This window comes from Synechococcus sp. H60.1 (genome assembly GCF_047462335.1).
Lineage (GTDB): Bacteria > Cyanobacteriota > Cyanobacteriia > Thermostichales > Thermostichaceae > Thermostichus.
Genome location: NZ_JANSJA010000160.1, coordinates 1 through 1,059, shown reverse-complemented (window position 1 = coordinate 1,059; position 1,059 = coordinate 1). Strand labels below are relative to the sequence as shown.

Sequence of the window (1,059 nt, the reverse complement as noted above, 5' to 3'; positions counted from 1 at the left end):
TGCTGCTGCTCTCAGTGGCAATCGGGATGCTGGGGTGGGGGCTAACTGCTTGTTCCGAAGCCTCTGGATCTCCCCCCGCTGTTCTCATACCCAGCCCGCCCGCCCTCACCCGCTACGTGGCTCTGGGAGCCAGTGATGCCGTTGGCTTCAACGCCTCCATCTCCTGCGATGGTCCAGCCAACGCTGCCGGCACCCGCCCGCAGCGCTCAGAGCCGCTGGACTGCCCCAACGGGACGGGGTATGTCCCCCGCCTGGCCCGCCTGCTGCCCGGCCCGGTGGAGCTAATTAACTTGGGCCGCTCAGGAGCGGTACTCAGCCCAGCCATGCAAGCCCTGCGGGAAGGGATCCCGGCCAACCTGCTCCAGGATCAAGTGCCGCGCATCCCTCCCAACGCCACCCTGATTACCCTCTGGGTGGGCGGCAACGACACCAACGCCATTGTCTTCGCGGCAGCCCAACGGGCCCTGCAGGGGGGGGATCCCTTGCCCTTTGTTGAGCGCCAGATCCAACAATTTGCCGCCGACTACCAAACCCTGCTGCAGGCGGTGCGGGCCCGTGCTCCCCAAGCTCGCCTGGCGGTGGCCAACCTGCCCAACTTTGCCCTGATCCCCCTGGGGCAGCAGCAGCCCAGGGGCCTGCGGCAACTGCTGGCTTGGGTCTCCGTCGGCCTCAGCCAACGGGCCATCAACCCCCTGAGCCAAGAGGGGATCCCCGTGGTGGACCTCCTCTGCGATCCCCGCTCCTACCGCCGCGAGTCTTTCTTCCCCGGCCCGCTGGCCGATGGCTTTCATCCCAACGACCGGGGATATGCCGACCTGGCGGAGGCTTTCCTGAGGATCCTGCAGCAGCCGGTCCCACCCCAGCGCCGCTGCCCACCCTTTAGCGAGGTGGGATCCCTTTCTCCCGAGGCATTGGCAGAGCTCTCGTCTAGCAGCTTCCCAAAAGCAGAACTCCCCTTCTCCAGCCCAGGGAAGCCGTGAGAGCCAGCCACCCCCTCTTACGAAGCCGCCACCGCCGCCGAGGAGCGCCGCCGCCGCCCCAAGGTTACCTGCTCCTGCC

Annotated in this window: 1 protein-coding gene; it reads left to right on the top strand. The window is 67.3% G+C overall.

The window, feature by feature from the left end:
- The first annotated feature begins 2 nt into the window (after positions 1-2).
- Positions 3-980, top strand: coding sequence for an SGNH/GDSL hydrolase family protein (locus NW852_RS08185; protein ID WP_414426628.1), 978 nt, complete (start codon positions 3-5; stop codon positions 978-980).
- The last annotated feature ends 79 nt before the right edge of the window (positions 981-1,059 follow it).